Genomic DNA, 24,855 nt, shown 5'->3' with positions numbered 1-24,855 from the left:
CTGAATGTGTGTATAAAAAAAAGCCTGCCGTTTCCGGCAAGCATCCTTACCCAATAGCGGTTTATATCTGTTTTGGGAGTGCCTCCCACAGCCGCAAATCCTCCTGGCCCAGCGACCAGATGGCGATGCCGCGAAGCCCCCAGCGGTAAGCCGCCTCGTTAGACCAGTAGACGAGGGAGTCCACATCCTGGTAGTAGAGGATCGAGAAACCGTCCGCGTCGCCGAGGAACAGCCGGGATATCCAGACGTTGATGTCCCTCGGCACTATCTTTGCAATGTAGTCGGCGTTGCAGGGTATTTGCAAAAGCCCGCTGTGGTAGAAGTCATAGTCCATCGATATGTCTTCGCTCCGGCTGGAGGATTCCTCCACATCGTTTTGGAGGGTGAACACCCCAAACTCCGAGTCCCAGGTCACACCCGCCCTCGGAATCCTCCCGTAATTCATCGATGTCCCGTCCGGCATGTACACATCAAAGGCTTCATATGGCTCATATGTCCATGCATCGCCCAACCGGAGCAGTTCGCACTTGATTTGCCCGTCCGACCGGATGCCGCAATACCCGCCCACCGCCGATATGGCTGCCGTAAACCGGAGTGTGTTGCTGTTGCCGGAGTAGACACGAACCGTACCCCCGCGTTTCCTCATTTCAATGAGGTACATATTCGGGTTGGTGCGGATATCGGCGTCCGGTGTCCTTGAGTAACTGCCTTGCCAGTTCTCGAGCAGGGTTGTGCCTTGATAGAGTTCCACCCGCTGGTTGTCGATGTTGATGCAGCAGAACACATCCCCGAGGAATACCCCCGCGCGGCCGTTGCCGTTTTCCGGGAAAGCAACCCTCGCCCTGACATGCACATCGTTGAACCCTTCATACTTCCAGGCAAGCTGCCCGCTGCCCTCAAGCTGTGAATATGGCCGGTTGCCGTTACCATTAGTGTCGTGCCAGACGCTCCAGCTCCCGGAAAGGGTAATCCAATAGCTTTCCTGGAGGGTGATCGGGTCACGGAAATCTTCATACCATACCAGCGCGGAATCCGGCTTTCGGCGCAGCACCTCGGTTGTCAGCTTGAAACCCCTGTCCGGCACGACCATGTTGCCGTCCACATCCTTGAAGCTGCGCGGCGAAAGGGCGAATGTCGCCTCCCCGGCCGAGGGCTCCTCCGAAAAGGAGCCGCATACCCTGAAACCATAAAACTGCGTCCCCGGAATGCCGCCCTCAATGGTAATGGTGTGCTCCCCGGCCGACAGGCTCACTTCCGTGGCAAGCGCCGCCCAGAAGGTTTTCCTCCAGTATGGCCACCACAGGCGATCCTCCGTAAAGGTCACGCCGGGGCCTTCGTCAAGTGAAATGGTGATTCCATTCTTATCCCAAAACGGATAACATAACCGCACAGCCACATCATAGGTTCCCGCTTGGCCGATGGTAAAGCTGTAATCAGCCGTCCCGCCATCACCCAAACTGACCGCCGCTTCGCCTACGATGATGTTACCCTCGTAGGAATCGGGGACACCGTCGCGGTCTATGAGGATGGCGCCGAATTCCGCTTTTTGCGCCTTGCCGTAACAGGTCAGGTAATGCCGCCGGTTATACACCTCGGCGGTTATGGGGTCAGTCCTTGATACGGCATCCCAGCCTTCCATATAGTCATAAACATGGGGAAGGGCCCACGGCACTTTGTCGTAATCGTCCCAGTATGCAATGATGGGGATACGCGGCTGGGGCGGCTGGTCGTCCGTAAAGTTGTAAACCCCCGTCATCCAGTTCTTTGCGGCATAATAGGTATTGGATGTTCCCCGGTAAGCCTTGCCGAGGTTTTCGGGCGTGTCGTAAATCTGCCAGTTCCAGCCATAGGCGGGCAAGCCCATGAACACCTTATCTGGGGACATGGACTGCACGGCGTAGTCGTAGATGCCCTCCAGCCAGCTTCGGGGAGACACGGGTCCCGGCGCGGAGCCGGCCCACGCCATGCCGTAGCTCATGATGGCCGCCGTGTCACAGTATGCGTTGAGGTCGGAGTATACACACCAGTTCTCGCCGCCGACGGAGCCTTCCACGCCCGTCATGCCCGGCAGGCAGATGTTGACTAGCTTGGCGGGGTTATATGATTTGACCGTCCGGAAGATATCACGGAAGAGGGCGTTTGCCGCAGTGCGGTTCTCATACCCGCCGCCGCGCTCCAGGTCGATGTCCACGCCGGCGCACCACGGGTATTTCTGCATAATGCGCACGATTTCCGAGAGGAAGGTATCCTTCGCGCCGTCCGTATTGTTCCGCAGGGCGGTAAAGATTGAAGCCGTGCCGTGGTTCATGACAGTCAGCATCCACTTGATGTGCGGCCACTTGGTGCGGTAAGCTGTAAGGCTTGAGACATCGGTGCCGGTTTCTGAAATAGTTCCCGTTGCGTCGACCTCGAAGGTGAAGATGCCCACCGTATCCAGACGGTCACCATAGTCGTTCAGCGCCTGGTACATCCGGGTGTTGCCCATGAACGACCAGACCATGCAGCGTTTCCCCTTTAAATAGTCCATCATGGGCGGGAATCCCCTTTCAGCATTTCTCTGTATTCGAAGCGGACCCTTGCGGACTTTCTGTCCTCCAGCTTTACCTGGTGCTTGCTGTCATGGGCGGCGGTGTATTGGAAAAAACCGCGCTTCGGTGTCGGGCTGCCGTTTCGCAGGCACTCGCGGGTGGAAGCTTTCAGCGCAAGCTCATCGCCCGCACTCATCGCCGCGTCAAAGCTGACTTGGTGCGAACCCATACCCTGGGAGAGCAAGATGCTGCCTGCCGCCATGCTCTGGATGGGGTAGATGTAGCAGTCCAGCCCCGACGAAGTTTCGCCGAGGTTGAAAATGATCACCGTTTCGCTTGTCCGCACAATACCGTTATGGAAGCGGGGCGGGTTGGGCGAGCTTTTGAGCATGGCCGTGGTATGCGGCGTGTAGCCCGTCAGCTTGCCACCCTCCTGCAGCATAAGGTCGGTGTAGTAGACGGCGCCCGTGCAATCGGCGATAAGCGGACGGACCGTGATGCTGACCACACGCTTGTCCTCCTTGACCTTTACGGTTTCCGCAAAACGGATGAAATTATTGATTTGCATTGCCTTCACCTACCCATCCAGCGTCCACTGAATCTCGCTGACGTGGCCGACCCAGCCGGTGGCGACGGAGCCTGCCTGCAGCATGAGGTCGGTAAAATATACCGCCCCGGTGCAGTCGGACACCACAAGCCTTATGGTGATGGAGCGCAGCGTCCCATAGCCCTTGGGCGTCGCGTCTCTTGCTATTTGTTGAAATGCAGGCATAGCCGCACCTCCTCATAACAAATCTATAAACCGTGTTTCCGTGGTCCCGTCCTCATACTCAAAAACAAGCTCAATGCCCACCTGGCCGTTGGCGCCCTTTTGCAGGTTATCCGAGCCGATCTGCGCGGAGATGGTATAGCTGCGGCGGGAAGCCGGGTAAACCGTCTGCGCCATGCTCTTGGTGGCGCCCAAGGAACCGGTTGCCTTAAAGGAAGCCGTCCCCGTCAAACCGTTTTCGGTATCCACCTCGAAGCCGGAGTTCTGCCAGTAGGCGAAGCCGTCGTCCGCGCGGGAATTGCGGAGGTGGTTGAACGGGACCATATCCTTGATTTCCTGCCCGATAAGGTTGGACTGCCCAAGCTGGTCGGCAAACGCGTCAGTGGGGGAATCGCCCAGCTCCCGAAGCTTGCTGGACAGCTCCAGCACTGTCTTCCACGGTTCCTGCAGGTTATACTGCCTGCGTACAATACGGGTCTTTATTGACAGGTTCAGGTCGCGGTCGTCTACGGTCACAATGTCGCCCAATGACCACTGCTCGTGTTCGTACCCCGTCAGCACGGACAAATCCATCGCCGACAGCACATAGGACACCCGGGGCCTTGCGTATTCGGCAAGGCGCATGTTGGCGAACTCCAGCATCTGGTACGGGTTGGTGAAGTTGGGGCAGTCCAGCGTGGAAACCCTGACTTCATTTGAATAGGTATAATCCTCCACATACTCCTTGCCGCCGTTGATGGAGGAGAAGGTCATACCGTCCTTGCCGAAGGCATAGAGCCTTGTTACCAGCGAGCGTGTATCCACCACACGCTTGATGCCGGTAAGGTTCTTCCGGTATGCGAACAGCGCGCCGTTGTCCCTGCCGCTGAAAGCCAAAAGGCTCACTAGACGGTTGCGGCTGTCAAAGACGAGGTCACCGCCATGCAGCTGCTGGACCCGCCGCAAGATCGCCAGGGCGTTTTTCTCATTGCACTGCCAAGTCCTCAGGGTAGTTACGTCCACCGTGCCCAGCGACCAGCTGGTTCCCTCCAATGCATAGCGCATCGGGGCGGACGGCAGGTCGGCGTTGAATTCCACGGGCTGCTTCTCGGCCGAGAAGGTCAGGTCGTAGAACGCAGCTTCCGCATATACGGTGGTCAGGATGCCGCTGCCGTCCGAGCCTTTCTCGTCGGTAAGGGTGCGGATCCGGTAGATGTCCCCGGCAATCTGCACCTGCTTTTCGTTGTCCAGTGACGCCCGTTTGGGGTCATTGTAAGGGAATTTGAAATCCAGGGTGTCCGCTCCGTTTACCTCCCCCGTGGCGATGATATCATAAGCGTTCTCCAGTACGGCTTCCCATGCGCCGTTTGCGTCCAGTACGACGGGCCGGGAAAAGCCGAGCCTCTCATAGGGCGCTTTGGGGATATCATGGAGCGTGATGTCGAGGAGTTTTGGCGTCCTGGCCGCATCGTTGGTGGAAAGGGTGATGCGGTAACAGATATATTCCCTGTTGGGCGAAGCGAGTTCGCCGTTCGTACCCACCGCCTGCCACGCCGACCAGTCGGCAAGGTCGTCGGAGGTGGAGGTTTCAACCAGGGAAACAGCCGTTATCCCGGCGGCATATTCGCTGGCCACCGAAACGCGGCCGCTGCCCGCGAGCGAGCACTGCGCCGCGATGGTGGTCAGTACGCCGCTTGCGGGATAGTTGTTGTCCGCCCCTTTTTTCAGGGTGACCGCACCGGGTTCGGTAATGGCGTCCACCGCCGAATTTGTGTCGCCGCCGTTCCCGAGCATCGCCTGTTGGAAATACCTTCGCAAATCTTCGATTGTCAATTCCGAGCCAACCTCCAGGAACCAGTCGTCAAAACCGCCCGCGAAGTAATATTGGTTGGCGTGCATTCCCAGCACGATATCCGCAATGCAGGAGGGGTTCGGCGTCCCTGTGAAAGCACGTTTAGGGGCGACCCAGACCGTACCGTCCGCACGGTTGCAGAGGATTATCTGCGAGGTTTTGGCTGTCACCTCGATTACCGCCGCAATGAAATACCAGCCGCCGTTGACCATCGTGAAGGAAGGTGTTTCAGACTGGTCGAGGATTAGGGTTCCCGCAGAGTTATACAGCATCATCCTCGGACGCCCCTGGTAAAGCGACAAGTAGAACAGCGGCTGCCCCGGACCCTGCCGGGTGTTGAATAGCGGGACATAGGTCTGCCCGACCGAATAGGTGGTCGGGTTAATCCATCCGCCGACGGCTATTTTATCGCCCAAATCCGAAAAGAACGTACCGTCGTTTGCCGCGACAAGGTGCGTCTTTTCCGTGGCCGGGTTGTTGATGTTCATGCGGAAATATCGGCCGAAGCGCCCGCTTATGAGGCTCGCCGTGGTGCCGCTCCAGCCGGAGACGGTAAGATGGCGGCCGTTGCCGCTGGAATCGGCAAGCTGCATGTTGCCGTCCGGCTGCGGTTCGTTGAACCGCCACAGGGCAGACGTATTTTTAGTCACGGGGATCTCGCCCGTGAAGTCCGTCTGATTTGTTAAAACTGATTTGACAGCCATTTTATCACCTCCAGCGGCTCATTGCCTGAACCTTAAGTTCCGTAAATGTCGCGCCGGCCGCCGTAATTGTCACGGTGTTCGTACCTTTGTGCAGAACGGGAAAGTTAAGCTCCTGCAATAGTGGGAGCCCGTTCCTCAATGTTTCGCCCGTTTCGTCCACTACTTTCGCAGTGACCCTGCCGGTGTCTATGACCAGTGTTTCGCCGCCGGCCAGCGCGCCGATTACCCGAAGTTCCTCGTCGTTCGTCCGCAGCGAAATATAAGTCGAGGGGCCGGAGGGGATGGTTCCCTTTAAAAGGTAGACAGGCTCGGAATCCGTGTTGCCCTTCGTCCTGCTCACCGTGTTTACGCCCTCGGATGTGATGGTGAAAACCTCATCCGTCAGCGCATAGGCATGCGGGTCGGGGCAGACGAATTTCAGATCGAACGCACCCGCCGAAAGAACCAGCCTGTCGCAGTCCACCCCATCGGTCAGCCGGGCGGTGAAGTACCTGTCCGGGATGTCATCCAGGACCAGTTGCCGTAAACCGCGCTCCGGATTAAGCCATTCGGCCATGCTGTCGAGGATGGACACCAGCGAGGCTAAGCTGTATTGCGGTGGGATATTGCACCGCACCGTGATGATTTTTTCCGTGATGTCGCTGCCGAAGTCCGCCACACCGGGTTTGCCGGGAATGGTGACAAAAGAGTTCCGCAGGGAAGGCGATGCCTGCCAGCCCGTCAGCCGCACCTTGATGTTCATGCTCTGCGACGTTATGCCGCCGAATGTAAATCCCATGCCGTAACACCTCCTATGCCGGGCTGAACCGGCCTTGCGCCCTTGAACCTGTCTGCATCAGGTTGTAAAGTTCCTGGGAAATCCTCCGGATATCATCCTCGCTGCGCACAACCATCTGCTGGATAGTTATCAGGGGGCCGCTGGGCGGGATACTTCCGGTAGTACCGGAAACGCCGGCGTTTATATTGACGCCCGGTAGATCGAAGCGGGTGGGGATGGCGTTTTGCATATCGTCGCTCACCTGGGCCATTGCACGCTCAAAGCCAACGCCGACGCCTTCGCCCATGTTCTCGCCAAGCCTGGCGAACAGGGTGGAGGGCGAATGGATACCGAAGAAGTCCTTGATTCTGTCCACCACGCCGCCGAAGAACCCGGAGATCTTATCCCACAGCCACGCCCCGGCGTCGGAAATGCCCTGCCATAAGCCCCTGATGAGATTGCCGCCCACCTGTGCGATTTGGCCGATAGAGCCTGTGAAACCCTTGACCAGGGCGGAGATAATCTGCGGCACCGCCCTGACGATTTCCACTATGATGGCCGGCAGGTTTTGAATCAGGGCGACGAAAAGCCGGACGCCCGCGAGGATGATTTTGTCGATATTCCCGATGAGGGCGTCCACGATGGACGTGATGATCTGCGGTATGGCCTGAACGATGGCGATGATAATCTGCGGCAGGTTTTGTATCAGCGCCACCAGAAGCTTGACGCCCGCTTCAATCAACTGCGGGATGGAACCCAGCACCGCCGTGATGATTCCGTCAATGATTTGCGGGATAGCCGCCACGATTGCCGTGATGATTTCCGGCAGCGCCCCCACCAGCGACACTAAAAGCTGTATGCCCGCATCGATTATCAGGGGGATAGCGCCGATGACAAAGTCCACTATAGCCGTAATGACGGCGGGCAGTGCCGCGATGAGTTCCGGCAGGGCGTTTAAAAGCCCCTGCGCCAAACCCAATATTATCTGTAAGGCCGCATCCAGCAGGAGGGGGAGGTTCTCAACCAATGTCTGGCAGATTAGCACCACGGCTTGCACGATGGCGGGTATAAGCTGGGGAAGTGCTTCGCCGATACCGCCGACCAGCGTGGCGACCATTTGCACGGCGGCTTCCACAAGCGCGGGAAGATTTTCGATTATCCCGTTCACCAGCGCCAGTACAAGCTGAAGCGCGCCCTCGGTCAATCCGGGCAGGGCGCCGATCAGCCCCTGCAGCAAAGTCACGATAATCTGGGACGCGGCGTCTACCAGCATCGGAAGATTGTCCATAACCGCCCCGCCGATGGACATGACAATATCCATACCAAGCCGAATAATGTCCGGCAGGGTTTTCATGACGGAATCGACAATACCCCCCACAGTATTTCCGATGACCTCGCTGATTTTATTCCAGTCGCCGTTCGCTTCATTCAAGCCCCGCGTGAATTCGCCCAGCAGGCTTACGCCGTCGTCGGCCAGCACTTGAAGCTGCGGCAAAAGAACCATCCCGAGGGCGTTCTTCGCCGCCTCCCCGCCTGACTTGAGCCGCTGCATGGAATCATCGAAGGCGCCGAGGGCGTTCAATGAATCCTCGCTCATGACCGCGCCCATCCGCTTGGCTTCCTCGGTCAGTTCTGCGATCCCGGCCGAACCTTGGGCTATCAGCGGGTTTAAATCCCGGGCGGATTTTCCGAACAGCTGCATGGCCAAAGCGTCGCGTTCGGTTTCATTGGATACCTTGCCCAGGGCGTCGATGGCTTCCCAATAAACCGTTTGGGAATCCCGGAGCTGTCCGTTTGCGTCCGTCACGGAAACGCCCAACATCTTGTAGGCGTCCGCAACCGTGCCGGTGCCGTCGCGGGCTGCGGACATGGACTTGACGTTCTTTGCCATGCTCCCCGTAAGGGTATCCAGCGACACGTCCACCAGTTCAGCTGCATATTTGTATGCCTGCAGGCTTTCTGTGCTCATGCCTGTAACCGTGGACATGGTGAGGATATCGTCCGCATATTGGGAAGCCCCGACGGTCATGTCGCCGAGAGCCTTTGCCGCGCCGACCGCCGCCGTTCCGACGGCTACAAAAGCGCCGCCCATCGCGGCACCCACGCCCTTGAGGATGCCGCCAAGCCTTTCAAACTTGGAACCCGCCTCGTCCGCGTCCTTGCCGGCGGCCTTCAGTTCGTCACCGAACCGGCCGGCCCGCTTTTCCACGTCGTTGAACCCGTCTCCGGCTTTGCCGAGGGCTTTGTTGTTCTGCTCCAGTTCACGCTCCATGCCGTTTAGCTCGGCTTTGGCGTTGTTAAGCTGGATCTGCCAGCCTTGGGTGCGCCTGTCGTTCTCGCCGAAGGATTCGGCGGCGTTTTTCAGCGCGGCTTGCAGGGTGGAGATTTTTTTCCTCTGCGCGTCGATCTCCTTATTTAGAACCTCGTTTCGGGCTGTGACAGCCTGAATGCTCTTGTCGTTTTTGTCGAACTGGGAAGCCACGAGGTTCATCTCACTGCCCAGCACCTTGAAGGACTGGTTGATGTCCCGGAGGGCGTTCTTAAACTCCTTTTCGCCCTCGACCCCTATTTTCAAACCGAAATTGTCCGCCATGCCGCCACCTCCTTCCGCGTGCCTTCCGGTATATTAGGGATTGGGTATCCGTTCATGAACCCGGTGCCCATGTGCGGATACCCAATCAAATCCCGTCTGGTATCACATCTTCAATAAATACCTCCCGTTTTGGCTTTGCCAGCCCCAGGAATTGCTTATGGCACTCCCATAAGTCCATCAGCAGACCGATGGGGGTGAGCCATGTTTCCTCCTCGGAGCGATTCAGGTGAACCGTCCCGTAATATAAAAGCCGGGTAAACAACTCGTCGTCGTTTACTCGGCTCCCGTGTTTTTTGGGCTGCCCTCGCTTTCAACATTGCGTCTGGTACCCTTAAACATCGCCTCGGTGATAGCGGCCTTGTACGCCGCCAGATCAAGCGGCGAGGTCAGAAGCTCCACCTCGTCCTCGGTCAGCACATCTTTCGGAGCGTCTTTGTGCTTAAGGTTATAAATCAAAATTGACTGGTTCGCCAGCATTGTAATCAACCATACAATCTCATCCAGCGCCATCTCGAAGTTTTCCGACTTCATCAGCTTCTCGCCGAGGTTTTCCAGCCCGCCGTAGCGTCTGGCGATTTCCTTGGTTGCGCGGGTGGTCAGCACAAGTTCAAAGTCTGTGCCGCCGATATTAATAACCGCGCTTCTCTCGTCAGCCATTTGTCAGCCCCCCTTTATCCGGCCGCGAACGTCGGCTCGTAGACCGCCGTATACCAGCCTGTGATGGTCGCGGGCAGGACGCCCGAGTCGTCCTCGTTGACTTCGGCTTTCCATGGATGCTTCCCGTTGCCGTCGGGCTTGTTCCTGCGCGACACCGTACCCTCGATGGTCGGTGTGGAGAAGGTGATGGAGTCGCCCTTCGTCGCCAGGTTCGTGGAGGGTACCCCGAACTTTACGCGGTAAAGCCAGAAGTAACGGTATTTGCCGTTGGCCTTCTTCGCCCTGAACCCAATGGCGACGGGTGCGCCGCCGTCCTCGCTGGCGGAGATGAGTACGCCGTTGTCGTCCGTGGTCGCGCCCGTGAGTGTTTCTGCGGCGGCTCGCCCGATGTCGTCCACCCCCAGGGTCAGCTTTCCGTTTTTAAATTCTTTGATGATTTCGGCCGCCCCGTCATCGGCGTAAAGCGTTGCTTCGGCGAGTTCGACGGATAACTCCGCCGATATCGCCTTTGCAAGCAGCACGGGCGGTCCGTAGGTTTCCTCGCCCGTGACGGGCACCTCCGTGATCGGCGCGTAGTAGAGCCGGTCAAGTCCTATCGTTGCCATAATCAATCCTCCCGTAATTCGTATTCTTTCGCCACATCAATGGCGTAGTGGTGGTAGCCGGTGTCGTCCTCATGGCCGATATACCTCCGGTCGGTCACCGTGAAGCCGTTATCCAGCAGTGCCCCCACAATTTGCTTTTTGCGCTGCTGGTAGTTGCTTTTGGAAAACAGCGACAGCCGTGCTTCCTGCACTTCGAATCGCGGGCGGTTGTCCGCGTGTATCCCGAAGGTGTCGGTCAGGGGTGTAATGACCACATATTCATCCGGCGCTTTGCCCTTGAAAACACCGGTCTCCACAGGAATATCCAGTGCATCCAGCATAGTGTTCAGTTCAGATAAAACGCTCATAGGTTCTTTATCTCCTCATCCAGCTTGGCGGCCATAGCCTCGATGCAGGCTTTCTTTGACGCGGATTTCGCGGGTTTGAGGAAAGGTTTCGCGGGCTGGCCGTGTTTTCCGTATTCGATGATGTTGGCGATCTTGGCGTTGCTGCCGCCATCGCTCCTCGGTTCGGCAAAGCCGACCTTGACATTAAAGTTTCCGTCCCTGTCCTGCTTTGCCGGGGTGACGCCGAGGGAGGAAAGCAGTTCGCCCGTGGACTCGGATGGGTATTTCGTATCCCTGCCGATGACCGAGCGAAGGTTGCTTTTTACCTTCTCCAGCACAACCTCGCCGCCTGCATCCAGAACCTTCGGGATAATTACGTCGGTCTGGTCCGCCAGTTTGGATACTTTAATGAGAAAATCATCCGGCATTTTTATATCGACTTTAGCCACCTGCATCCACCTTCTTTGCCAGAACCTCGATGTACATCCCGCGCCCGCGCACATCCTCAACACTCAGGATGTTGTATCTGCCGTCTGCGCAGGCAATGACATTGTCCGTTGTGATATCAAGGCCCGGCGGCTTACGGAAGCGGAACAGAGACGAGGCTTCGGAAAACGCCGCCATGTTTGCCCAGCGCTCATTCCCGTGTTTGTCCTCCTTGTAGGCCCGGATACTGGCGAGGACGGTATCGCCCCCGCCGACAAAACCTTCCGGATCTTTGACCGGGACGGTTGTAATGATGTCGATGAAGCTGTTCATTTTTCCGAAGCCCATATTCATGGCCTCCAGTCCCGGTCAAGCCGTAGAAGCAGGTTAACCGTGTCCCACACCTGTTGGCTTGCCTGCACGTTGTCCGCAAAGAAACCTGCCGTCGAGCCATCCCTGCTTTCGTAAAAATGGCTCGACAGCATAATCACGGCCTGCTCGGTGGTGGGCGGCATGGCGTTTTCGGAGTACCAGCCTTCGGCGATGTGCTGGTAGCTTTCGGCGTAGGAAACAGCGGCGCGGATGATCCCCCGCAAGAGTTCGTCGTCCGCGCTGTGTTCCAGAATCAGGTTTGCCTTGACCTTGGGGAGCAGGGTATCAATCACGCCCATTACAACCGCCACCTTTCGATTAGGCTGCTTTCTGCTGGAGTACCTTGACGGCTTCCGGCAGGATCAGCTTGCCGTCCACACGCTGTGTGGCAATGAAACCCACCTGGCCCGTGGCGGCATAGAGTTCGTTCAACCGCTTAAATACGCGTCCCTGACGGTCGGCTACCCAGTAGTAGCTGAAATCGCCGAATACCACGGTCTTGGCACCGGCCTCGATGGCAGGCACGTACGACGAGGTGTACAGCGGGCGGTTGAGGATGGTGTCGGGCGTCGCTTCCTTGACGGATGGCTGCCAGAGATACTGCCCGGTGCTGTCCTTCAGCTTGCGGATGGCCTTGATGGTGGAGTCGTTCATAACGAACGCCGCCTTGTTGCGGTAGGGCGCTTTCAGGCTGTAGAACAGGTCGAGGATCTCATCCAGCGTGATGGCGGTAGCACCCGCCGTGGTAACGCCGACCTGGCCGCCGCCCGTGGCGGCAAGGATGCCCAGCGGCTTGCCGGTGCCGTCGCCTGTGAAGAAGGCTTCCTCTTCCTTGTTGCCGATGCGGCGGGCGAACTCCTTGGTAATGTAGCTTTCGAGGTTGAATACGCTGTCGTTTAAGAGTTCCTCGGAAACCTTAATCATGGTGGCCAGCTTGTAGGCGCCGATGGACACCTGCCCGAAGCTGTCGTCGCTTTCGGGAATGGCGCCCTCTTCATCGACCCAGGAAGCCGTACCCTTGCTTGCCACAACAGGAATCTTACGGTCGCCGGTGGATGTGGTGATGACATTGGCCAGCCTGCGGAAGATGTTTTCCTCCTCCAGGGCTTCCACCAGTGTCCGCTCGAATTCATCCGGGACGAGGTATCCGCCCTCGGAATCGGTGCCTATCTGCAGGGCGTTGCGTACGGCCACGTCGCCCTTGCCGCGCATGGCGTTCCAGAAGGCGCGCTTGTACTCCGCGCCGGCCCTGCCGGTCTTGTCCTCGAAGGGTACGCCGGTAGGGGTATTCGTGATAGGCGTATTGGTCGGCTTTAAGAGCTCCGCATCGATGGCGGCCTGCCGTTCCAGGCGGTCGATTTCCTTGCCGAGCGCCACCACATCGGCTTCCATTTTGTCGTAAGTCGCTGTGTCCTCGGCGGACAAAAGCCCGTCTCCGCCGCGCTTGCTGTCAAGGAACGCCTTTGCCGCGTCCCATGCCTTTGCGCGTTTTTCGCGCAGTTCAAGAATCTTGCTCATTGTGTCAGTCCTCCTTAAATTTAGTGGGAAATTAAAGAAAGCCGCTTATAAAGCCAATCCACAGGAGTAGCTTTGGCGGCTTCCATCGGGGTACCCGTTTCCGTCTTAGGCTTGGGGATCTTCCCAAGCAGCGACGCCGTGACCGCCATACGGCTGAAAATCAGCCCCTGGCCCGTATCCTGCGGCTCCTCGCCGCCCATAAACAGGATTTTGTCCGCAAAGCCGAGTTCCACAGCCTTTTTGGCGTTCATCCATGTCTCGGCGTCCATCAGGTGGGACAGCTTCGCGCGTGACAGGCCGGATTTCAGTTCATACGCGTTGATGATGCTTTCCTTAACCTCATCCAGCAGCGCCTTCGCGCGGAGCATTTCCTCGCTGTCGCCGATGGCGATGGTGCTGGGGTTATGGATCATGAGCATGCTCACGGGCGACATGTACACATCGCCGCCGGCCATTGCGATGACAGAGGCGGCGCTGGCCGCGAGGCCGTCAATCTTGACTGTGACATTGCCGGAATAGTCCATAAGCATGTTGTATATTTGCGCCGCGGCGAATACGTCGCCGCCGGGGGAATTAATCCACACCGTGATATCGCCGGAACCCGACAGTAGTTCGTCCTTAAACAGCTTGGGCGTAACTTCGTCGCCCCACCATGTTTCCTCAGCGATTGGGCCGTTAAGATAAAGGGTGCGTTCCTCATCCGAATCCCGCACCCAGTTCCAGAATTTCCTCATTTGCTAACCTCCTTCGGTTGATTGTTTGCAAACGCACCCGCATCAGCCAGCTTTGTCATATTGCCGTTGACCAGGTATAAGTCGCCGCCTTCCTCGGCGGAAATGCGGTTCATATCCTCCAGCTCGCGGATGTCGTTGGCCGACATCCAGCCGTTCTGACGAGCCGTGGCATAGCCTGTCATCCGGCTTTGGTAGTCGCCGCGCAGCAGGCCGTCCAGGTTGAATTTCACGAAAAGCGACGGCTTTTCGGACGGCAATATCAGTGATTGCCGGAGCGACTGCTCCCAGCGCACCACCCAGGGGTCGAGGGTGTATTTCACGAACTCAAGGCTTTGCTGCTCGATATTGCTGAAGCTTGATTTCTCCAAATCGCCGACCATATGGGGCGGCACCCGGAAAATGCGGGCGATCTCATTGATCTGGAATTTCCGTGTCTCCAGAAACTGCGCCTGTTCAGGCGGTATCCCGATTGCCTGGAATTTCATGCCCTCTTCCAGCACAGCCACACGGTGGGCGTTGCCGCTGCCCTGATAGGCGCTGTTCCAGCTATCCTTAACCCGCTGGATGTCTTTGATGACGCCGGGGTGCTCCAGCACGCCGCCCGGGTTTGCGCCGTTGGCAAAAAAGGCGGCCCCGTATTCCTCGGTGGCCAGCGCCATGCCGATGGCGTTCTTCGCCATGGCGATTGGGCTGTAGCCGATAAGACCGTCAAAGCCCAGGCCGGGGATATGCAGAATCTCATCGCGCCGCAATGTGACGGTACCGCTGTTTGGATTTACACGGCTTTCCTCTGAATCACGGCGGTAGGTGTAGATAAGCTCGCCGCCTGCTGTACGGCTGACTTCCATCTTGTTCGGCAGCAGGGGGTAGAGCGCCAGCACACGCCCGCGCCCGTCACGGATTACCTGGGCGTAGGCGTTGCCCCAAAGCAAAAGATGACTCATCAGTGTTTCCCTGAACACGAATGAAGTCATCTCCGGGTTTGGCTCGTCATGGAGCAGGTAATATAAAGGGTGGTCGGTAACGCGCTCCTTGCCGCCGTCCTTTCTGTACCGGTAAAGGTGCAGTGGCAGCCCAGCGACGGCTTCGGCCAATATGCGGACGCAGGCATACACTGCCGTGGCCTGCATGGCCGTCCGTTCGTTGACCGCCTTACCGCTGGTCGTGCCGCCGAACAGGAAGGAGAACGTACTGCCGACACTGTTCTTGGGCTTATCGCGCGAATGGAAACCGAAAAGCCGTGATAGCCTGCTCATAGGATCAGTAACCCCCTTTCGTTGTAAACGCTCTCGCTGTTGTCATTACCGCAGCGGATAGCCCGGTCGAGCGCCATAATCGTCGCTACGGCGCCGTCGATTTTCTCGGTGGATTTTTCCTTGTCGGGCTTGATGTTGCCCGCCGGGTCGGTCTTGATATAGATGTTGTCCATCATCCAGCGCAGGACGGGGTGCCCGCCGTGGGCGATACGCTGTTCCAGCGTCAGCTTCATCAGTTCCTTTGTAGGGGGCGACATATCCTTGAAGCCCTGCCCGAACGGGACAACCGTAAATCCCAGCCCCTCAAGGTTCTGTACCATCTGTACCGCGCCCCAGCGGTCAAAGGCGATTTCGCGGATGTTGAACTTCCCGCCCAAATCCTCGATGAACTTCTCGATGTAGCCGTAATGCACCACATTCCCTTCGGTGGTCATAAGATAACACTGCCGCTCCCATAGGTCGTACTGCACATGGTCGCGCCGGACGCGAAGGTCTATATTATCTTCCGGCATCCAGAAAAAAGGCAGGACGGTGTATTTATCCGTTTCATCCACCGGCGGGAACACAAGCACGAATGCCGTGATGTCGGTAGTGGAGGAGAGGTCAAGCCCGCCGTAGCATACACGCCCCTCAAGGCTTTCGGTATCGACAGGGAACGCGCAGGCATCCCACTTCAACATCGGCATCCAGCGCACCGCCTGTTTGACCCATTGGTTGAGGCGAAGCTGCCGGAAGCTGTTTTCCTCCGCCGGGTTTTGCTTCGCGCTCTCGCAGGCGGCTTTCACCTTGTCAATGCTGACCGTGATGCCGAGGGATGGGTTGGCTTTTTTCCATACCTTGGGGTCAGTCCAGTCGTCCGCCTCGTCCGCGCCGTAAATGACCGGGTAAAAGGTTGGGTCGGACTTCCTGCCGTCTAAGATGTCCTTTGCTTTTTGGTGCGTTTCGTAACAGATGCTCTGGGTGTCCGTCCCAGCCGTGGTGATGAGGAAATACAGCGGTTGCATACGGGCATCGCCGGAGCCTTTCGTCATGACGTCGAACAGTTTGCGGTTGGGCTGAGTGTGCAGTTCGTCGAAAACCACGCCGTGGATGTTGAAGCCGTGCTTTGAGTATGCTTCCGCGCTCAAAACCTGGTAGAAGCTGTTGGTCGGAAGATAAATAAGCCGCTTGGTGGAAGATAAGAGCTTCACCCGGCGGTTCAGCGCCGGACACATCCTCACCATGTCGGCGGCCACCTCGAATACGATGGAAGCCTGCTGGCGGTCGGCGGCGCATCCGTACACCTCGGCGCGCTCCTCGTTGTCGCCGCAGGTGAGGAGAAGGGCGATTGCCGCCGCCAGTTCCGACTTGCCCATCTTTTTCGGGATCTCGACATATGCCGTGTTAAACTGCCTGTAGCCGTTTGGTTTCAGGATGCCGAACACATCCCGGACAATCTGCTCCTGCCAGTCGATAAGCTCAAACGGTTTCCCAGCCCACGAGCCTTTGGTGTGGCAGAGGGCCTCGATAAACGCCACAGCGTAGTCGGCGGCTGCTTTGTCGTACACGGAGCCAGCCGCCATGAACGCCGTCGGTTTATATTTCTTCAGTTTTCGTATGATGGCCGCCTCCTTTATGAAAATTGGCAAAAGAAAAAGGACTCCCGTAGAAGCCCTGTTTCCGTTGGCCTATAGTTTCATCAGTACTATTAGCTGTTATCCGTTTCGCCCGTCAGGATGAAACGGCAGTATTCCGCTCTGTGTTCTTCGAGGTAAACCACCAGTTCGTGGAATCCTCGTACATACGCCTCATGCCTGACGCGGGGCACATCAAACATGTTCGTTACTCCGCTTGCGCGGATGGAGAGGATCTGCTCCCTTATCTTTTCAGTCATGGCCGTTTTCATCCGTCTCCACCGAATCACCGGTTGCACGGCACAGGATATCCACGTCGAAGCCCGCGTCCTTGTAACCCTCCAAAATGGTGGCGTAGTAATAGCAGCTTGGCTGGCCCAGCGGTCTGCCCTCATTCATGATGTAGGCCATCGCCTTTACGGTCTTGCCGCCCAGCCTGACATTGACCGTTTCCTTGCGGTAAAAAAACGGCCAGCCTTCATATCGGTCAAGTGCCGCCTCGTCGGCGGGGGTTATCTCCCAGACCAGCACGGGGACACTGCCGCCGAGGAATGGCTCCACGGTTGCCACGGCGTTTGCGTGCGCGCCCCTGAATCGAAGCCGCCAGCCTTTCATAACGCCGGCCCCAACGGGTTTTGCCGTGGGGCATCTGTCCGCCATCTGCCTGAGGTTCAGGTTTGAACCGTATGCAACGTATAACTTCTTGTTTCCATTCATTGTCTTAAATCCTCCTTTTCCAGCCTTGGTTTTTCAGGCGGCTCAGGCCGCCCGAAACCGCCATGCCGCACTGCCGTCCAGGTAGGCGGTCAGGTGCTCTCTGCAGTTTGCAAATTCGTCGCCGATAAAGCCGATGCGGTTCAGGTATGTCCTCATGGCGAATTTTTCGTTCTCGGTCTGCGGCTTCCTCGCCGATGCGCATTTCTGTGTCAGAGCCTGGTGGTTCAGCGCCAGGGCGAGGACGATGTAGCTTCTAATCTTTCCGGCGTGGAGTTCGCTGCTCTCACCCCCCAAAGTCTTGCGACTTTGCGGGGATCCCGCATTGAAGCCGCGAAGCTCAACCGTGTGGTTGCCCGTGAAGAAGCTGTGCAGGTTGAGGAAATGGTACCTGCTGTGGTGGTAATGCTGGTTTCGGCTCTCGCTGTATCCCTCGTACCAGATTTCCTCGATTTCACGCATGGTCTTAGGCTTGCGGCGGTTCATCTTTTCTACCAGGATGCCGTCCATCTTCTTGCAGTACCGCATCCTTTCCGGCGCAATCTGCAGTGCTTTATAGAAAAGGTCGTTCTTGCTGGCGATAATGTTGATGAAGTTCCGGATGCTTCTCGGCGTATGGCCCGCTCCGTCGAGGTGGATGTGGATGTTATGCAAAGCTTCACATAACATCCATTATGGCAAGAAGAACGTTATGCTAAGTTATTCTGCATTTTCAGCAGTATGGCACGCTCTAACTCTCACGGTTGATTGATTTTCTTCGCATAATATTCCACACTCATATCATCCCAATCAAGGGAAATATTTTTGTGGAGGTATCGAAATGAATCAACCAACCCCGAATCAATCACCGGTTCAAGCACTTGTCAACAGACTTGAATCGTATCTGGTGACACAAAATTACACCGTTGACACCCTACGGCACTATCGGCACGTCTGGCGACAGCTTGCCTGTTACGCCGATGAGAAAGGAATCGTAACTGCTGACGCCGAGTGGATGACGCAGTTTTTGCGCGAACATTACGGCATCAGCGATGGGAACTCGCTTACCAGAACGCAAAAAACCTATTACCGCGCCGCCGGTATGCTCTGCGATTTTCAGCGGTATGGGTATGTATTGCGTCGCAATCATACTAAGCGGGAGATATTCCCCCGGCGATACCAGTGCATATTTGAAGCAGCGGAGAAATATTGCGCACAAAACCGCATAGCAGAGAGAACACGACGGCAGTTTAGCGTACACCTACGCAGATTCGTATCCTTCTTGGAATCACGGAACCTGCGGATAGAAGCGATTGAGGCGGCTCATATGCGCGAGTATTTCCTTACGCTTGAGCCGCTGGCGAAGACCACTGTTGCCTTTGATCTTTATGTATTGCGTTCTGTTCTGCCCCTGCTGTTTGCGGACGGCGTCGCCTCGTCGGACTTGTCATTGCTCTGCCCTTCGGTGCGCGTCCCAGCTAGAGCCAAAATCCCATCAGCATACTCGCCGGAAGATATTCAGGCGATTCTGGATGCCGTGGACAGGGAAAACCCGCAGGGAAAACGCGATTACGCAATCCTGTTGCTTGCCGCCCGGCTTGGATTGCGTGTCGGCGACATCCGCGAACTGCGCTTTGAAAATATTCGCTGGGATGAGGCTGAAATCCGTTTTATTCAAAGCAAAACCGGCAACGAGATTGTCCTTCCGCTTTCCCATGAGCTTGGATGGGCGCTCATTGACTATGTGAAAAACGGACGTCCCATAACCGACAGCAAAGTCATATTTGTGCGCCACATCGCCCCATATGATGCATTCGGGAAAAACAACAATCTTAATAGCATTATTTCCAAGTACTTTAAAGCAGCCAACATCTATGTGCCTCCGGGCAAAAGGCACGGAATGCATGTGTTCCGCCACAGCCTGGCGAGCAGCATGCTGGCAAATGGAACGCCGCTGCCGGTTGTGTCGGAAGCCCTTGGTCACAGCGAGACGAATACCACCGCCAGATATCTTAAAATTGCTGTAGAGCAACTGCGGAGCTGCGCGTTGGAGGTGAGCGAGTGATGAAACCATGCAAAACTTCCTTACAAAGCCCGTTTGCGGCGCATATTGAGGCGTTCATCTCGCAAAAGCGAGCATTAGGATACCGCTACGGCGCAGAAGAACATCAGCTTCGGCGGTTTGATGTTTTTTGCGTGGAACAGAAAATTACCGAACCTACGCTGACAAAAGAATTAACGGAACAGTGGATTGAAAAACGAGCCGGGGAAGCAGCCAAAAGCCAGCATCTCCGTTGTTCTGCAATCCGTCAGTTCGCACTGTTTCTTTCGTCATGCGGGCTGGCGGCATATGTTTTACCGGTTCGAAAGAACACGGTGTCCCAGAGTTATGCGCCGTACATCTTCAGCGCAGAGGAATTGAAGGCGATTTTTCATGCTGCCGACCAAATGACGCCTTGCACGGTATCACCGTTTATCCACGAAGTGATGCCGATGATCCTCCGGCTTCTGTACGGCTGCGGTCTGCGGAGCGCCGAGGCATGTCATCTCAAAAAATGTGATGTTTCGCTGGACGACGGTGTGCTGACCATCCTGAACGCAAAGAACGAAAAGGATCGTCTGGTGCCGATGTCCGATTCCCTTGCTGACAGATGCCGCGCGTATTCTGAGCGGATGGAACTCCTGTGCCCGGATACCGCATATTTCTTTCCGAACAAATACGGTGGCTGCGTTGAACCGTTTACGATTTATCCATGGTTTCGCCGGTTCCTCTTTGAAGCAGGTATATCGCACCATGGGCGGGGCAAGGGGCCGCGCGTACACGATCTCCGGCACACGTTCGCCGTTCACAGCCTGCGAAAAATGGCCGGGGACGGCATGGATTTGTATTGTGCGCTTCCGGCGCTGTCCATGTATTTGGGACACGAGAATATTTCCGCGACCGAGAAATATCTTCGCATGACTGCGGCGGTTCACCCCGAAATCCTCGGACAGCTTCAGTGCGTTTACGGCAACATGCTGCCGGCGGCGGATTTGGAGGTGGCACAATGAAACCTTCGGATTTCGCTTACGCGCTGACGAAATATTTATCCGCTTATCTTCCCGGACAATGCAATGCCAGCGAAAACACTGTCCGCGCGTACAGGGATACGTTTAAGCTCCTGCTGCGCTTTGCGGATACGCAGCGAGGCATTTGTCCGGAACGTCTAACCCTCGCGGATGTTGACAAATCATTTGTTGAGGGCTTCCTGTCATGGCTTGAAACTGTGCAGGGCAACGCTGTGTCCACACGAAATCACCGGCTTGCGGGAATTCACGCCTTTTTCCGGTATTTGCAGAGCGAAAAGCCGGATATGATGCTTCAGTGCCAGCAAGTGCTCAGCATCCCGGTAAAAAGAACAGTGAAGCCAACCGTGAATTATCTGACGGTGGACGCGGTAAAAACCATTCTGGCCATGCCGGATACTTCAACCGTTTACGGAATGCGCGATCTCGCCTTGCTCGGTCTCCTTTATGACACGGGCGCGCGCGTTAGTGAACTCATAGAGTTAAGACCGAAAGATTTGCGTCTGGCCGCGCCGCCGGTTGTGACGCTCTTTGGCAAGGGCCGAAAATCCCGGCAATGCCCGCTCTCCTCAGAAATGACAGGTCATCTCGTGAAGTACTTGTCTGCTTGGGGTTTAGATGCTCCGGCTAAGTCCGATCATCCGCTGTTTGTCGGTCATAATGCCGAAAAACTGACACGAGCCGGTGTCGCGTATATCCTTAGTAAATACGCATCCGCCGCTCGTGAGAAAGATGCAAGCATTATCCCAACCATAGTGTCGCCGCATATGCTCCGGCACAGCAAGGCCATGCACTTGCTCCAAGCCGGGGTGAATCTCGTATATATTCGAGATTGGCTGGGACACGCCAGCGTCAAAACTACGGAAATCTACGCAAGGGCAGACTCCGAAATGAAACGTGCAGCCTTGCAGAAAGCGGCTTCCACAGTTATGCCGCAGCATAGTCGGCAATCATCGTGGTCAGAAGACGTTGAGCTGATGAAGTGGCTAAGTTCTCTCGGTAAGTGAAAATGTTATGCAAAGTCATTTGACGGTTAAGCCGCATGCTATGCGGCTTGCCGCCATTGACTCAGCATAATGTTCTTCTTGTCATAATGGATGCCGCAGGAGTTGTTGGCAAAGGCTCCTGCCCGGCGAAGCCGCCTGACCAGTTCCTGCAATGTGGCGATGTCCTCGCGGTAGGTCAGTATCGGGCTGACCAGTTCCACGCTGTAGTCCCTGCCTGCCGGAACCTTTTGCCTGCCGTCCTTCCTGCGGCAGTCGATGGAAGCGTCGCTCATGAACTTCCAGACCCTCCCGTCCGGCGCCGTGACTTTCTTGGTGTCGTAATAATCGCCCGCGCTGCTGACCATACCGCCGAGGTACTCAGCTGCGACCCTTGCCGCCTCGCTCCTTGTGATGCCCGTGAATTCAATCTCAATCCCGAATTTGCTTGTAAAGCATGTGCTTTATCCTCCTTCAAAGTGGTTGTGTGTGCCTTCCGGCATGTACATATATCACTCTGAAGGGGATTAATAGCAAGTCAATTATGAGAGTCTGTCTAAAAACCCCCTCAAGAGAGGGCAAAAAGCAAGACGTTTTTATATGGAAATTGGTGGAATTTAAAGGGAATTTGACTCTTCGCGTCGAAGGATATAGGTACAAAGACTGTTTATAGCGAGGCGATGTACCTTGTTTCGATTCGATGTGGACCCCCAAGTTAGCTTTTACGACTTTGCAGCCCTCTGGGACCAACTTGTGCCTGCCGATTCCGTCTTTCGCCTGTTTCGTGAATTGGCGCCCCTATTAATACAACCGGAGGATTTTACAGGTCTCTATTGCCTTGACAACGGACGTCCCAGTCATGCGGCCCGGCAGATGACGATGGCCTGCATGTTACAGGAAATGCTGGGCGAAACAGACCGGGGGATGGAAGCACAGACACGTGTGAACATCGAGGTCAAGTTTGCGTTAGGAATGGCCCTCGATGAACCGGGCATTGATCACGCCAATTTTGGCGTCCACCGGCAACGGCTCATCCAAAAGGAACTTGATAAGGTCTATCTCGATCGCTTTATCCGGTTGATGTACTACCTGGGCGTTTTGACAGGGAAAGAACCTTGGATAACGGACACGACCCATGTCATAGCTCCCATCAGTGCCCCCACGACCATCGAACTGATCCGCCAAGCCATGCGCCTGTTGGTGCGTCTTTTGGCGAAGCAATACAGTGTTCCATGGCATGCAATCCCCCATGCCCCTCGGGCGGTACGTTACCTGGAAACAGTGACGGAAGTGAAAGAGCATAACCTGGACGATAAGGCCAAAATGGAACGGCTTGTTGAAGTGGTCAGCGAGGCTGACGAACTGCTGGCCTACGTGGAGTCATCGGAGGCTTCGTGGAAGAAGAAGCCCGATGTCATTCATTACGCCCTTTTGCTTTGCCGTATCCTCCGTGAACGAATCATTCGGAAAGATGATGGAACTCTTGAGATAGCCCCCGGCGGTTCTGTCAAAGATATGATAGTTTCGGCTGTAGACAGCGAAGCCCGTTTCGGTTGTAAGGGCAAGACGAAATGGCGCGGGTATAAGATGGCCATCGTCGAAGTCGGAAATTCCGGATTTATCGCCGCCGCCGAGGCCATGAAAGCCAACGACTATGACGGCTCCAGTCTGGTGCCGTTAGCGGATCAGCTTCCCACCGATTGTGTAGAAAACCCGACGATCATTGGAGATACCCACTATGGTGCGGGCGATGACCGTGTCACCCTCAAGGAAAAAGGCATTGACGTAGTGGCGCCACTTTCACCAAAGACAAAATGTGATATCCTCGCGGGCGAGGGATTTCAAGTTTCCGAAGACCAAACACAACTGATCTGCCCGAGAGGAAAAGTCATCACCACCTATTCGGAAGTGGCAGATGGGAAGAACTTCGTGCTTCGCGCCAAGGACCATGATTGCAAGCACTGCCCTCGTTACACGACCTGTTTTAAAGAAAAGAAACATCGGCGCACGATTTTTATTCACAACGCCTATGGTGTCATGCTCGAGGCGGCAAAGCACTCCCAAACGAAAATCTATAAGGAACAGATGCGTCTTCGCAGCCGCATCGAAGCCAAGCAAAATGAACTGGTCAACCGTTACGGACTGCGCCGGGTTCGCCGTATCGGAAAACGAAATCTGGCTTATGCCGCCCGGCTCAGCGCGTTAGCGGCGAACTTTCAAAAACTCAACCGTCTACGAAATGATAAGAATGCAACCATGGTGTTGGAGGTGAGCGCCTTACGCGGTGTTGCTTTCAAAAAAGCCGCATAAGGTGCAAGGGGGAGATCTGCCCTTTTTGAGGAAAATCCTCAAAAAGGGCTGGTGAGACCGATAAAAAGACTCTAGTTTTTTGCTGTTTGTATTAAAAAATCATGCTTTTGCAAGGGCTGGCTAGGAATTTGCTTATTTTCTAGACGGCCTCTATGAGGTATAACCCACACAATTTTATAGGGGGGGAGGTTGCGTACTTTTACAGCTTTTTCACGGCATCCTCGCCGAATACCACGCCAAGGGTGGAGCCGTTGTCCCAGGAGCAGAATATCGTACCCGTGTCATCCACGAAGTCCACGGTTCCTTTGTCTCCAGGCCTCAATTTAGAGTACCGGTCACTCATCCGCACCAACTCCACACGAGTTCCCGCCGGGTATTGTTTTCGGAGCCTCTCCACGGTCTCCTTTGAAGGAAATTTATTCATTGGCTGTTACCACCGCCGCTTTTGGCCGCACCACATTCTTGAAGGCACTGTTGCCGGAAAGGTTCCGCAGCAGGATTTTCCTCGCCTGCTTGTACTCGTCGCCCACAAAGCCCAGCCTGATAAGGAACACGCGGAAGGCGAACTTCTCGTTGTCCACGGGCTTCTCTTTGGCGGTGACCCGTTTCTGTTCTTTTGCCGCCGTACACAGCGCGCCGATAAAACGGGAGTAGGCGCTGACCTCGTCACCGGTCGCGTTGAAGGAAAACCAGGGGAACTTCAGCGTGGTTTCCGTCCTAATGACGGGGAGTGCATCCGCGCCGACCGCTTTCTTGATAAGGCCGGCCTTGCTTGCGATGAGCCTGTCGAGGTTCTCGAGCGCCGCGTCGGTGAATCCCTCAAGCGGTATCTCAATCACCAAGCCCTCCGAGGGTTCCTCGAATTCAAAGCACCGTTCGGAAAGCCCCTCCAGCAGCTTTTCCACCAGTTCACTGTCCGTCATACTTCCGAAGGAGAGCGTCCCGTCCTTGTCGATTGTGAAATCGCCTATCTCGTAGGCGAAGGTCGGCGCCCCTTTGTAGGTTGCAGGCCAGCCGGCAATCTCGCCGACCGCCTTGGCCAGTTCCTTGCGGCGCGCACCGGTCACATTGTATTTTACTTCCATCTTTAAAAGCCTCCTTTGCTTCCTTGGTG

26 protein-coding genes are annotated in these 24,855 nt (G+C 56.0%); 4 read left to right on the top strand and 22 right to left on the bottom strand.

Annotated features, from left to right (window positions below):
* Window positions 1-61: 61 nt before the first annotated feature.
* The 19 genes from HM1_RS13540 to HM1_RS13450 form a co-directional block, all read right to left on the bottom strand.
* Window positions 62-2,530: a glycosyl hydrolase family 18 protein gene (locus HM1_RS13540; protein ID WP_012283958.1), complete on the bottom strand. Its 2,469-nt coding sequence runs from the start codon at window positions 2,528-2,530 to the stop codon at window positions 62-64.
* Window positions 2,527-3,096 carry a hypothetical protein gene (locus tag HM1_RS13535; RefSeq protein WP_041314035.1) on the bottom strand — a complete coding sequence of 190 codons (570 nt, stop codon included), beginning with the start codon at window positions 3,094-3,096 and terminating at the stop codon, window positions 2,527-2,529. The genes HM1_RS13540 and HM1_RS13535 overlap by 4 nt, the downstream gene beginning before the upstream one ends.
* Window positions 3,097-3,105: 9 nt before the next feature.
* Window positions 3,106-3,300, bottom strand: a complete 195-nt coding sequence (locus HM1_RS13530; protein WP_012283956.1) for a hypothetical protein — start codon at window positions 3,298-3,300, stop codon at window positions 3,106-3,108.
* 12 nt (window positions 3,301-3,312) lie between these two features.
* Window positions 3,313-5,832, bottom strand: coding sequence for a phage tail spike protein (locus HM1_RS13525; RefSeq protein ID WP_012283955.1), 2,520 nt, complete (start codon window positions 5,830-5,832; stop codon window positions 3,313-3,315).
* 4 nt (window positions 5,833-5,836) lie between these two features.
* Window positions 5,837-6,610 (bottom strand): distal tail protein Dit, encoded by a 774-nt coding sequence (locus HM1_RS13520; RefSeq protein WP_012283954.1) that lies wholly within the window; start codon window positions 6,608-6,610, stop codon window positions 5,837-5,839.
* A 13-nt stretch (window positions 6,611-6,623) separates the two neighbouring features.
* Complete coding sequence (locus tag HM1_RS13515) at window positions 6,624-9,182, bottom strand: phage tail protein (RefSeq protein WP_012283953.1); 2,559 nt, start codon at window positions 9,180-9,182, stop codon at window positions 6,624-6,626.
* A 273-nt stretch (window positions 9,183-9,455) separates the two neighbouring features.
* Window positions 9,456-9,839, bottom strand: a complete 384-nt coding sequence (locus HM1_RS13510) for a hypothetical protein (RefSeq protein ID WP_012283951.1) — start codon at window positions 9,837-9,839, stop codon at window positions 9,456-9,458.
* Window positions 9,840-9,853: 14 nt separating this feature from the next.
* Entirely contained in the window at window positions 9,854-10,444 is a 591-nt protein-coding gene (locus HM1_RS13505) for a major tail protein (protein ID WP_012283950.1), read from the bottom strand.
* A 2-nt stretch (window positions 10,445-10,446) separates the two neighbouring features.
* Window positions 10,447-10,791 (bottom strand): hypothetical protein, encoded by a 345-nt coding sequence (locus HM1_RS13500; RefSeq protein ID WP_012283949.1) that lies wholly within the window; start codon window positions 10,789-10,791, stop codon window positions 10,447-10,449.
* Window positions 10,788-11,219, bottom strand: coding sequence for an HK97-gp10 family putative phage morphogenesis protein (locus HM1_RS13495; protein WP_012283948.1), 432 nt, complete (start codon window positions 11,217-11,219; stop codon window positions 10,788-10,790). The genes HM1_RS13500 and HM1_RS13495 overlap by 4 nt, the downstream gene beginning before the upstream one ends.
* On the bottom strand, window positions 11,212-11,544 hold the full coding sequence (locus HM1_RS13490) for a head-tail adaptor protein (protein ID WP_012283947.1): 333 nt from the start codon (window positions 11,542-11,544) through the stop codon (window positions 11,212-11,214). Before HM1_RS13490 ends, HM1_RS13495 begins: the two co-directional genes overlap by 8 nt.
* 2 nt (window positions 11,545-11,546) lie before the next feature.
* On the bottom strand, window positions 11,547-11,867 hold the full coding sequence (locus HM1_RS13485; protein ID WP_012283946.1) for a head-tail connector protein: 321 nt from the start codon (window positions 11,865-11,867) through the stop codon (window positions 11,547-11,549).
* Window positions 11,868-11,886: 19 nt separating this feature from the next.
* Window positions 11,887-13,086: a phage major capsid protein gene (locus HM1_RS13480; RefSeq protein WP_012283945.1), complete on the bottom strand. Its 1,200-nt coding sequence runs from the start codon at window positions 13,084-13,086 to the stop codon at window positions 11,887-11,889.
* A 20-nt stretch (window positions 13,087-13,106) separates the two neighbouring features.
* Complete coding sequence (locus HM1_RS13475) at window positions 13,107-13,820, bottom strand: head maturation protease, ClpP-related (RefSeq protein WP_012283944.1); 714 nt, start codon at window positions 13,818-13,820, stop codon at window positions 13,107-13,109.
* Entirely contained in the window at window positions 13,817-15,076 is a 1,260-nt protein-coding gene (locus HM1_RS13470; protein WP_012283943.1) for a phage portal protein, read from the bottom strand. The genes HM1_RS13475 and HM1_RS13470 overlap by 4 nt, the downstream gene beginning before the upstream one ends.
* Complete coding sequence (locus HM1_RS13465) at window positions 15,073-16,674, bottom strand: terminase large subunit (RefSeq protein WP_041315645.1); 1,602 nt, start codon at window positions 16,672-16,674, stop codon at window positions 15,073-15,075. Before HM1_RS13465 ends, HM1_RS13470 begins: the two co-directional genes overlap by 4 nt.
* 89 nt (window positions 16,675-16,763) lie before the next feature.
* Complete coding sequence (locus HM1_RS13460) at window positions 16,764-16,961, bottom strand: DUF5049 domain-containing protein (protein WP_012283941.1); 198 nt, start codon at window positions 16,959-16,961, stop codon at window positions 16,764-16,766.
* Window positions 16,942-17,406: a gamma-glutamylcyclotransferase family protein gene (locus HM1_RS13455; RefSeq protein WP_012283940.1), complete on the bottom strand. Its 465-nt coding sequence runs from the start codon at window positions 17,404-17,406 to the stop codon at window positions 16,942-16,944. The genes HM1_RS13460 and HM1_RS13455 overlap by 20 nt, the downstream gene beginning before the upstream one ends.
* Before the next feature lie 42 nt (window positions 17,407-17,448).
* The gene (locus tag HM1_RS13450; RefSeq protein WP_012283939.1) at window positions 17,449-18,057 is read right to left on the bottom strand and encodes an amidoligase family protein; all 609 of its coding nucleotides are present in this window, start codon (window positions 18,055-18,057) and stop codon (window positions 17,449-17,451) included.
* Between the two features lie 166 nt (window positions 18,058-18,223).
* On the opposite strand from HM1_RS13450, the gene HM1_RS13445 reads away from it, so the two are divergent.
* Genes HM1_RS13445 through HM1_RS13435 form a run of 3 tightly spaced genes read left to right on the top strand, consistent with a single transcriptional unit; the run spans window position 18,224 to window position 21,455 of the window.
* Window positions 18,224-19,447 (top strand): site-specific integrase, encoded by a 1,224-nt coding sequence (locus HM1_RS13445; RefSeq protein WP_012281345.1) that lies wholly within the window; start codon window positions 18,224-18,226, stop codon window positions 19,445-19,447.
* Entirely contained in the window at window positions 19,447-20,433 is a 987-nt protein-coding gene (locus tag HM1_RS13440) for a tyrosine-type recombinase/integrase (RefSeq protein ID WP_012281344.1), read from the top strand. The genes HM1_RS13445 and HM1_RS13440 overlap by 1 nt, the downstream gene beginning before the upstream one ends.
* Window positions 20,430-21,455: a site-specific integrase gene (locus HM1_RS13435; protein ID WP_012281343.1), complete on the top strand. Its 1,026-nt coding sequence runs from the start codon at window positions 20,430-20,432 to the stop codon at window positions 21,453-21,455. Before HM1_RS13440 ends, HM1_RS13435 begins: the two co-directional genes overlap by 4 nt.
* Before the next feature lie 38 nt (window positions 21,456-21,493).
* On the opposite strand, the gene HM1_RS13430 is transcribed toward HM1_RS13435, so the two are convergent.
* Window positions 21,494-21,868 (bottom strand): amidoligase family protein, encoded by a 375-nt coding sequence (locus HM1_RS13430; RefSeq protein ID WP_041314029.1) that lies wholly within the window; start codon window positions 21,866-21,868, stop codon window positions 21,494-21,496.
* 250 nt (window positions 21,869-22,118) lie between these two features.
* Here HM1_RS13430 and HM1_RS13425 point away from each other — a divergent pair, with 250 nt between their 5' ends.
* Window positions 22,119-23,741 carry an IS1182-like element ISHmo2 family transposase gene (locus HM1_RS13425; protein ID WP_012281187.1) on the top strand — a complete coding sequence of 541 codons (1,623 nt, stop codon included), beginning with the start codon at window positions 22,119-22,121 and terminating at the stop codon, window positions 23,739-23,741.
* A 199-nt stretch (window positions 23,742-23,940) separates the two neighbouring features.
* On the opposite strand, the gene HM1_RS13420 is transcribed toward HM1_RS13425, so the two are convergent.
* Both HM1_RS13420 and HM1_RS13415 read right to left on the bottom strand, forming a co-directional pair.
* Window positions 23,941-24,165 (bottom strand): DUF4314 domain-containing protein, encoded by a 225-nt coding sequence (locus HM1_RS13420; RefSeq protein WP_041314026.1) that lies wholly within the window; start codon window positions 24,163-24,165, stop codon window positions 23,941-23,943.
* Window positions 24,158-24,826, bottom strand: a complete 669-nt coding sequence (locus HM1_RS13415; RefSeq protein WP_012283937.1) for a hypothetical protein — start codon at window positions 24,824-24,826, stop codon at window positions 24,158-24,160. The genes HM1_RS13420 and HM1_RS13415 overlap by 8 nt, the downstream gene beginning before the upstream one ends.
* Between the last annotated feature and the right edge of the window lie 29 nt (window positions 24,827-24,855).

Origin of the sequence: Heliomicrobium modesticaldum Ice1, from assembly GCF_000019165.1 — a bacterium.
GTDB classification, from domain to species: domain Bacteria; phylum Bacillota; class Desulfitobacteriia; order Heliobacteriales; family Heliobacteriaceae; genus Heliomicrobium; species Heliomicrobium modesticaldum.
This window is presented reverse-complemented; position numbering and strand designations above follow the sequence as displayed.

Bases quoted from the DNA above. Each gene is read 5' to 3' on its own strand.
- HM1_RS13540 (WP_012283958.1), bottom strand. From the start codon at position 2,530: ATGATGGACTATTTAAAGGGGAAACGCTGCATGGTCTGGTCGTTCATG.
- HM1_RS13535 (WP_041314035.1), bottom strand. From the start codon at position 3,096: ATGCAAATCAATAATTTCATCCGTTTTGCGGAAACCGTAAAGGTCAAG.
- HM1_RS13530 (WP_012283956.1), bottom strand. From the start codon at position 3,300: ATGCCTGCATTTCAACAAATAGCAAGAGACGCGACGCCCAAGGGCTAT.
- HM1_RS13525 (WP_012283955.1), bottom strand. From the start codon at position 5,832: ATGGCTGTCAAATCAGTTTTAACAAATCAGACGGACTTCACGGGCGAG.
- HM1_RS13520 (WP_012283954.1), bottom strand. From the start codon at position 6,610: ATGGGATTTACATTCGGCGGCATAACGTCGCAGAGCATGAACATCAAG.
- HM1_RS13515 (WP_012283953.1), bottom strand. From the start codon at position 9,182: ATGGCGGACAATTTCGGTTTGAAAATAGGGGTCGAGGGCGAAAAGGAG.
- HM1_RS13510 (WP_012283951.1), bottom strand. From the start codon at position 9,839: ATGGCTGACGAGAGAAGCGCGGTTATTAATATCGGCGGCACAGACTTT.
- HM1_RS13505 (WP_012283950.1), bottom strand. From the start codon at position 10,444: ATGGCAACGATAGGACTTGACCGGCTCTACTACGCGCCGATCACGGAG.
- HM1_RS13500 (WP_012283949.1), bottom strand. From the start codon at position 10,791: ATGAGCGTTTTATCTGAACTGAACACTATGCTGGATGCACTGGATATT.
- HM1_RS13490 (WP_012283947.1), bottom strand. From the start codon at position 11,544: ATGGGCTTCGGAAAAATGAACAGCTTCATCGACATCATTACAACCGTC.
- HM1_RS13485 (WP_012283946.1), bottom strand. From the start codon at position 11,867: ATGGGCGTGATTGATACCCTGCTCCCCAAGGTCAAGGCAAACCTGATT.
- HM1_RS13480 (WP_012283945.1), bottom strand. From the start codon at position 13,086: ATGAGCAAGATTCTTGAACTGCGCGAAAAACGCGCAAAGGCATGGGAC.
- HM1_RS13475 (WP_012283944.1), bottom strand. From the start codon at position 13,820: ATGAGGAAATTCTGGAACTGGGTGCGGGATTCGGATGAGGAACGCACC.
- HM1_RS13470 (WP_012283943.1), bottom strand. From the start codon at position 15,076: ATGAGCAGGCTATCACGGCTTTTCGGTTTCCATTCGCGCGATAAGCCC.
- HM1_RS13460 (WP_012283941.1), bottom strand. From the start codon at position 16,961: ATGAAAACGGCCATGACTGAAAAGATAAGGGAGCAGATCCTCTCCATC.
- HM1_RS13455 (WP_012283940.1), bottom strand. From the start codon at position 17,406: ATGAATGGAAACAAGAAGTTATACGTTGCATACGGTTCAAACCTGAAC.
- HM1_RS13445 (WP_012281345.1), top strand. From the start codon at position 18,224: ATGAATCAACCAACCCCGAATCAATCACCGGTTCAAGCACTTGTCAAC.
- HM1_RS13440 (WP_012281344.1), top strand. From the start codon at position 19,447: ATGAAACCATGCAAAACTTCCTTACAAAGCCCGTTTGCGGCGCATATT.
- HM1_RS13435 (WP_012281343.1), top strand. From the start codon at position 20,430: ATGAAACCTTCGGATTTCGCTTACGCGCTGACGAAATATTTATCCGCT.
- HM1_RS13420 (WP_041314026.1), bottom strand. From the start codon at position 24,165: ATGAATAAATTTCCTTCAAAGGAGACCGTGGAGAGGCTCCGAAAACAA.
- HM1_RS13415 (WP_012283937.1), bottom strand. From the start codon at position 24,826: ATGGAAGTAAAATACAATGTGACCGGTGCGCGCCGCAAGGAACTGGCC.